Origin of the sequence: Micromonospora sp. AMSO12t, assembly GCF_008806585.1 — a bacterium.
In the GTDB taxonomy this organism is placed as follows: Bacteria; Actinomycetota; Actinomycetes; order Mycobacteriales; family Micromonosporaceae; genus Micromonospora; species Micromonospora reichwaldensis.
This window is the reverse complement of the sequence record NZ_WAAS01000307.1, coordinates 1-6,954: the sequence shown is the minus strand read 5'-3', so window position 1 is coordinate 6,954 and position 6,954 is coordinate 1. Positions and strand designations below refer to the sequence as shown.

The following is a 6,954-nucleotide window of genomic DNA, read 5'->3' as shown; positions in this document are numbered from 1 at the left end:
CCGACGTCCCGGTGGGGTTGTTCGGGTTGCAGACCACGATCAGCCGGGTCCGGTCGGTCACCGCCGCCGCCATCGCCGCCAGGTCGTGCCCGTGTGCGGCGTCGTTGGGCACCCGCACGCTGGTCGCCGCCGCGGCGGCGCTCGCCGCGCTCGTCGCCGTCGGCGCCGGCACCCTGCTCGACCTGCGCACCCCCGCGCCGCGCCCGGCCGACGCGCCGCCGGGCGAGTTCAGCGCCGCCCGGGCGTACGAGCACGTCGAAGTCGTCGCCGCGCGGACGCACGTGGCGGGCAGCCCCGCCAACGACCAGGTCCGCGCGCACGTCGAGGGGGTGCTGCGCGGCCTCGGCCTGGAGACCGAGGTGCAGGACACCGTCGCGCCCGAGGCCGGCCAGCTCAGCGGGGCGGCCGGCGGGGCCACCCTGGCCCGGGTCCGCAACGTGGTGGCCCGGCTGCCTGGCACCGACCCCACCGGCAAGGTCTTCCTCGTCTCGCACTACGACTCGGTGCAGTCCGGGCCGGGCGGCAACGACGACGCCGCCGGCACCTCGGCCATCCTGGAGGTGGCCCGCGCCCTGGCCGCCGGTCCCCGGCCACGCAACGACATCGTCTTCGTGCTCACCGACGCCGAGGAGGCGTGCCTGTGCGGGGCGGCGGCGTTCGCGTCCAGCCACCCGCTGGCCGCCGGCGGCGGCGTCGTGCTCAACCTGGAGGCGCGCGGCTCGACCGGCCCGGTGATCATGTTCGAGACGTCGCGGGACAACGCCGCCCTGGTGGACGCCTTCGGCCGGGCCGCGCCGCACCCCGTGGGCACCTCGTTCGCCGTGGAGATCTACCGCGCGCTGCCCAACGACACCGACTTCACCGCGTTCCTCGACAACGACTTCGTCGGGCTGAACTCGGCGTACATCGACGGCGGGGCGATCTACCACACTCCGCTGGACACTCCCGCCGCCATGGACCGGTCCAGCCTCCAGCACCACGGCGACAATGCCCTCGGCCTCGCCCGTGAGTTCGGCCGGGTCGACCTGAGGGCGCTGGACTCCGGGCACGACGCCACCTACTTCCCCGTCCCTGGCGGGCTGGTCCGCTACCCCGGCTGGCTGGTCCTGCCGTTGGCGCTGCTCGCGCTCGCCGCCGTGGCGGCCCTCGGCTGGCTCGCCCTGCGGCGGGGCCGCACCACCGGGGGCCGGCTCGCCGCCGGGTTCGGGCTGGCGCTGCTGCCGCTCGTGCTCGCCCCGCTCGCCGCGCAGCTGCTCTGGGCGGCGATCACCGCGCTGCGGCCCGGCTACGCCGAGCTGCTCGACCCGTACCGGCCGACCTGGTACCGGCTGGCCGTGGTGGCGCTCGCCGCCGCCGTCCTGTTCACCTGGTACGCGCTGACCCGCCGCCGGGTCGGCCCGGCCGCGCTCGCCGTCGGCGGGCTGGGCTGGCTGGCCGTGCTCGGGGTGCTGCTCGCCGTGCTGGTGCCCGGCGGCGCGTACCTGGTCACCCTCCCGGCCCTGGCCGGCGCGGTGGCCGGGCTGGTCGCGCTGAGCGTGCGCATCGACGGTCCGTGGCCGGTGGTCGCGACGACCCTGGCCGCCGCGGTGGCCGTGGTGATCCTGCTGCCCACCGTCGTCCTGCTCTTCCCGGCGCTCGGCATGGCCATGGGCGGGGTCGCGGCGCTGGTCGCGGTGCTGCTCGGCCTCGCCGCGCTGCCGGTGGTCGACCTGCTGCACCCGCAGGCCGGCGGGCAGCGCGGACTGCTGGCCGTGCGCGCGCGCCGACTCGGCGCGCTGCCGGCCGCCGCCACCACGCTGGCGGCCGTGGTCCTCGCCGGGGTCGGGCTCGCCGTCGACCGCTTCGACGCCGCGCACCCCGCGCCCACCCACCTGATGTACGCCCTCGACGCCGGCACCGGGCAGGCCCGCTGGCTCAGCCACGAGGAGGACCCGCAGCCCTGGACCGACGGCTACGTCGACGGGGTGACCGAGGTCGCCGACTTCCCCGGCCTGGGCGACACCGAGCTGCGCGCCGGCCCGGCGCAGCCGGCGAACCTGTCCGCCCCCAAGCTGGAGGTGCTCGCCGATACCACCGCCGGCACCGAGCGCACCCTGCGCCTGCGGCTCGTCCCGCAACGCCAGGTCCGCCTGACCACCCTGCACGTCGACGCGGCGACCGCGACGGTGCTGCGGGCGGAGGTGGCCGGCCGCGCGGTGCCCGTGGAGGCCCGGGAGGGCCGCTGGGGCTTCGGCCTGGTCTTCCACGCCCCGCCGCCGGAGGGGATCGAGGTGACGCTGACCGTCACGCCTAAGGCGGGGCAGGTGGCGCTGCGCGCGATGGACGCCAGCGACGGCCTGGACGCCCTGCCCGGCTTCCGCCCGCGCCCGCCGGACGTGGGGATCGTGGGCTCGCACAGCTCGGAGATGCTGGCCGTGGCCCGTACCTATCCGCTCTAGGGCAGGCGGCGGGGGTGGCTCGGAGAACGGTCGGTCGCCGAGCCACCCCCCGCACCTGTCAGCAGCGGGTCGCCGTGACGTCAGCTCAGCCGCGGGTGACCGTGACCTCGGCGGTGAAGGCGCCGCTGCCGTTGCCCGGCGCGTCGTCGTTGATCCGCAGGTACAGCGTGCTGCCGGAGCCGTAGTAGGTGAACGTCGTGCCGGTCCCGGCGTACCGGTAGTTGCCGTTGGTCTTGGCCAGCAGCGAGAAGGCGCGGGCGTTCGTCATCGGGAACTTCGAGTCGCCGGCCATGTTCGTCCAGCCCTGCGGCCCGTTCTGCCCGGTGAGCCACACGCCGGACCAGATCGACCCGTAGGCGCTGATCTGGACCCGGTCGCCGTACTGTAGCCAGCAGCCGGAGTTGACGTCGTACGACGCCTCCTCGACCTGCTTGGTCTCCTCGCAGACGATCGTGCTGGTGGCCGCCGCCTGTGCCGGCGTCACACCGACCAGCGCGCTGCCCGCCACGGCCGCCGCCACCGCGAACCGGGCCGAAACCGTCTTGAACCTCATGTGGTCCCCCTCGAAATGGTTGCCGTTACGGAGATCAACACTAGGAACTTGGACGTCGGGGCACCTCAGTGCGAGCACGTAATTGCTGTCGGCCAGGGGTCAGTCCGGTCAGTCCGCCAGGAAGGTCAGCACCGCGAGCACCCGCCGGTGGGTGTCCGGCTCGTCGGCCAGGCCGAGCTTGGCGAAGATGCTGCGTACGTGGGTCTCCACGGTGCGCTCGGAGAGGTGGAGTTCGGCGGAGATGCCCCGGTTGGCCCGACCCGCCGCCATCCGGGCCAGGATCTCCCGCTCACGCGGTGACAGCGCGCCGACACCGACCGACACGCGCGGGCGGCGCAACAGCCGGTCGACCACGATCGGATCGATCGCCGTGCCCGCCGCCGCGACTCTGCGCACGTCGCGGACGAACCCGGTGACGTCGGTGATCCTGTCCTTGAGCAGATAGCCGACCCCGCCGCCGGGCTGCTGGAGCAGGGCCAGGGCCTCCCGGTGCTCCAGGTGCTGGGACAGCAGGAGCACGGCGACGCCGGGGTGACGACGGCGTACGGCCAGCGCGGCGCGGACGCCCTCCACGGTGAAGCTGGGCGGCATGCGGATGTCGACGATCGCGATGTCCGGCTGGTGCTCGGCGACAGCGGCCAGCAGTTGCTCGCCGTCGCCCACCTCGGCCACGACCGTGATGCCGTGCTGCTGAAGCAACAGCGCCAGGCCGCTGCGCAGCAGTACAGAGTCGTCGGCCAGAACCGCCCGCACACCACCGTCCCGAGCGGCGACCGGTACGGCCCGGGTCATGACGCCGCGAGTGGCATGACGGCGCGTACCGCCGTGCCACGCCCCCGGGTGCTCGACACCCGCAAGGTCCCGCCGCACGACTCGACGCGCTCCCGCAGGCCGTGCAGCCCGCCACCCGGCACCGCGAGCGCGCCGCCGATCCCGTCGTCGTGGACGGTAACCTCGACCCGGCCGCCGCTGGTGGCGAGCGTGACGGACACCCGGCCCGCCCGGGCGTGTTTCTGGCTGTTCGTGACCGCCTCCATGGTGACGAAGTAGGCGGCGACCGCGACCGGTTCGGGCAACGTGAGGTGGCTGACCCGGTCGTCGACCAGGACGGGGACCGCGGCGCGCTCGGCGATGGCAGCCACCGCCCCGGAGAGGCCGTGGCACACCAGGGCCGCCGGGTTCATGCCCCGGACGAGGTCGCGCAGATCGGCGATCGCCTGCTCGACCTCCGCCGCGCCGCGCGCGACCAGGGCGGGATCGTCCTGCCGCAGCATCATTGCGGCGGCGAGCAGCCGCTGTTGCACTCCGTCGTGCACGTCACGCTCCACCCTGCGGCGCTCCCGGTCGCGAGCCCGGAGCAGGTGGCGGCGCTCGGCGCGGTGCATGCTGAGCGCGGCCCCGACCGGGATCAGCGCCGCACCGAGGGCGTAGAGCGTGGTCGGCCAGTGCCCGGAGCCGTAGGCGACAGTGCTCAGCATCGCCGTGCACAGGCCGTTCACTGCCAACGCGGCCCAGAACGGGGCGTACACATGCCGTTCGGCGCGGTCGGCCCGGCGGTACCGCACGATGAACAGCCCGGCGAGAAACACGCCGACCAGCGGATAGGACCACGCCCGCAGGTGCAGCAGATGACCGGTGCTCAGTGTCCCGGCCACCATGGCCCCGGCGACGAGCACCGGCCAGTACGCGTAGCCGGCCGCGGCGACGAGCCGCTCCCACCGCCCCCGCAGTCGGCCCGACGACACGATGAGACCGGCGTGCAGGTGCATCGGGTCGTGCACGATGCTCAGCATCATGCCGGCGGTGAACAGGGCGGGCAGGGTGACGCGACCCCAGGCGTCCAGCAGCCACACCAGGCCACAGACCACCAGCAACGGCCCGATGCGGTTGGCGGGACGCTCCCGCCACAGCCGCAGTCCCACCTCGACGTGCAGGACCCCGGTGACGGCGAGACAGGCCAGCTCCCAGGGATCCGTCCAGTACAGCGCCAGCAGCGGTCCGCACAGCAGCGTCGCGGTCGCGACGCGGAGCGGCCACCGTAGAAGTTCCATGATCAGGATGGTGCCGCGTGGTCGCAAGCATCGGTGTACGTCCGTCGGCAGCCCGACTTTCCGCCCACGGGTGGGTCGGGGAAGCGGAAGCTCCTACTTCCAGCGGAAGTGGACGAAGAGGCGGCCGAAGTTCTTCGAGTCCTTCTCGACCCGGTGGTAGAGCTGCTTGACGTCCTTCTGGTCGAGGAAGCGCAGCACCCGCTTCTTGAGCTGGCCGGAGCCCTTGCCGGGGATGATCTCGACGAGGGTGGCCTTCTTCGCCACGGCCTCGTCCATGATCCCGCGCAGGGCCCGGTCGATGTCCTGGCCCTTGTTGAAGATCTCGTGCAGGTCCAGCTTCAGCTTCACCGCACACCCGCCGCCAGCTCACGTCCCATGACGCCGATGGTAGGCCGCCCGACGCCGCCGGCGCACCGACCGCTGATCAGGACGCCATGGACGTCATGGACGTCATCCGACGACTCTGACGTCCATGGCGTCCTGATCACCATCGGCGCTCGGCGTTGCGCGTCCCCGTGACGAGCGCGAGGGCGGGGCAGCTCCACCGAGCTGCCCCGCCCTCGTCCACCGTCAGCGGGTGCCCTCGACCCGGGTCTGCACCCGGTCCAGGGCGGTGCGGTAGTCGTCGTTGCCGCTGTGCATGGCCGCCGCGATGCGCAGGTGCCGCAGCGCGTCGGCGGGCCGGTTGAGCCGCTCCAGCGTGCGGCCCAGCACGTGGTGGGCGTAGTGGTCGGCGGGGTCCCGGTCGATCAGCTCCCGCAGTTGCGCCTCGGCCCGGTTGAGCTGGGCCGAGTGGAAGTACGCGCGGGCGAGCAGCTGGCGTACCGAGGCGTTGCCGGGCTCGGCCTCGACGATCGGCTCGAGCAGCCGGGCAGCCCCGGTCGGGTCACCGGCCTCGAAGAACATGGTCGCTCGCCGGTACTCGGCCAGAAGGTCCATCCGACCCACCCCCTCGTGTCGCGCCACTGTCCCGACGCTGGCACAACATCAGCCGTACCGCGACTGTTCCCGGGGCCGGGAACCGCGCGGGCCGGGGTCAGGTGGGGGCGCCGTGCCGGCCGGCGGCCAGCTCCCAGGCGCGTACGCCGCCGACGATGCCGGCGGTGTTGGGCACCACCACCACGTCGTCGCCCATCCGGGCGAGCTGCTCGGGGCGGATCAGCCGGGAGTTGCCGCCGCCCAGGTAGAGCCGGTCCCAGCGGAACACCGGACGCAGCCCGTCCACGACCTGGCGGATGCGACGGGACCAGAACGCGTCCCCGAGCCGGCGCCGCTCCGGCTCCCCGACGTACGTGTCGTAGGTGGTGTTCCAGCGCACCGGGGCGTGGGACAGCTCCAGGTGCGGGGCGAGCACCCCGCCGTCGAAGAGCGCGCTGCCCAGCCCGGTGCCGAGGGTCAGCACCAGCTCGCAGCCGGTCCCGGCGACCACGCCGGCGCCGTGCACCTCGGCGTCGTTGAGCACCAGCGCGGGCACGCCGAACGCCTCGGCGAGCGCGGTCCGCGCGTCGTACCCGGACCACTGGGCGACCAGGCCCGGGTCGACCTTCGACCGGGGGCCGGAGCGGGTCACGTAGTGCGGGGTGGCGACCACCACCCCGTGCCGGATCATGCCCGGCAGGCCGACGGTGAGCCGGTCCGCCGTGGGCAGCCGGCCGGCGAGGTCCAGCAGCGTCTTCACGAAGAGCGCCGGCGGCAGGGGGTACGGCGTGGGCACCCGCAGCGGCCGGGCGCGCATCGTGCCCGCCTCGTCCAGCACGGATGCCTTGATCCCGCCGCCGCCACAGTCGATCGCCAGTGTGGTCACCACCCGAGCAGTGTGCCGCGCGCGTGCCGGGGCGTGGAGCAAGGGTGGGTGATCGGGGCGGGATAGGGTCGGGCACTGATGAGCGCGACGATGATCGTCAAGGGGCTG

At 73.9% G+C, this 6,954-nt stretch carries 7 protein-coding genes and 1 pseudogene; 1 reads left to right on the top strand and 7 read right to left on the bottom strand.

Features of this window, described 5'->3' with window-relative positions:
* Positions 1–142, bottom strand: a pseudogene (locus tag F6X68_RS34755) (aminotransferase class I/II-fold pyridoxal phosphate-dependent enzyme); the annotation flags it as partial.
* On the opposite strand from F6X68_RS34755, the gene F6X68_RS28680 reads away from it, so the two are divergent.
* Positions 105–2,438: a M28 family peptidase gene (locus tag F6X68_RS28680; RefSeq protein ID WP_225852481.1), complete on the top strand. Its 2,334-nt coding sequence runs from the start codon at positions 105–107 to the stop codon at positions 2,436–2,438. The pseudogene F6X68_RS34755 and the gene F6X68_RS28680 sit on opposite strands and share 38 nt — an antisense overlap.
* A gap of 85 nt (positions 2,439–2,523) precedes the next feature.
* On the opposite strand, the gene F6X68_RS28675 is transcribed toward F6X68_RS28680, so the two are convergent.
* The 6 genes from F6X68_RS28675 to F6X68_RS28650 form a co-directional block, all read right to left on the bottom strand.
* On the bottom strand, positions 2,524–2,991 hold the full coding sequence (locus F6X68_RS28675) for a hypothetical protein (protein ID WP_151457179.1): 468 nt from the start codon (positions 2,989–2,991) through the stop codon (positions 2,524–2,526).
* A gap of 108 nt (positions 2,992–3,099) precedes the next feature.
* Positions 3,100–3,744 carry a response regulator transcription factor gene (locus F6X68_RS28670; RefSeq protein ID WP_192581575.1) on the bottom strand — a complete coding sequence of 215 codons (645 nt, stop codon included), beginning with the start codon at positions 3,742–3,744 and terminating at the stop codon, positions 3,100–3,102.
* Between the two features lie 35 nt (positions 3,745–3,779).
* On the bottom strand, positions 3,780–5,042 hold the full coding sequence (locus F6X68_RS28665; protein WP_151457177.1) for a sensor histidine kinase: 1,263 nt from the start codon (positions 5,040–5,042) through the stop codon (positions 3,780–3,782).
* Positions 5,043–5,135: 93 nt separating this feature from the next.
* A complete protein-coding gene (locus tag F6X68_RS28660) occupies positions 5,136–5,390 on the bottom strand; it encodes a Smr/MutS family protein (RefSeq protein WP_007465523.1) in 255 nt (84 codons plus the stop codon).
* A gap of 222 nt (positions 5,391–5,612) precedes the next feature.
* A complete protein-coding gene (locus F6X68_RS28655) occupies positions 5,613–5,981 on the bottom strand; it encodes a M48 family metallopeptidase (RefSeq protein WP_151457176.1) in 369 nt (122 codons plus the stop codon).
* Between the two features lie 97 nt (positions 5,982–6,078).
* Positions 6,079–6,849: an ROK family protein gene (locus F6X68_RS28650; protein WP_151457175.1), complete on the bottom strand. Its 771-nt coding sequence runs from the start codon at positions 6,847–6,849 to the stop codon at positions 6,079–6,081.
* Between the last annotated feature and the right edge of the window lie 105 nt (positions 6,850–6,954).

Bases quoted from the DNA above. Each gene is read 5' to 3' on its own strand.
- F6X68_RS28675 (WP_151457179.1), bottom strand. From the start codon at position 2,991: ATGAGGTTCAAGACGGTTTCGGCCCGGTTCGCGGTGGCGGCGGCCGTG.
- F6X68_RS28665 (WP_151457177.1), bottom strand. From the start codon at position 5,042: ATGGAACTTCTACGGTGGCCGCTCCGCGTCGCGACCGCGACGCTGCTG.
- F6X68_RS28655 (WP_151457176.1), bottom strand. From the start codon at position 5,981: ATGGACCTTCTGGCCGAGTACCGGCGAGCGACCATGTTCTTCGAGGCC.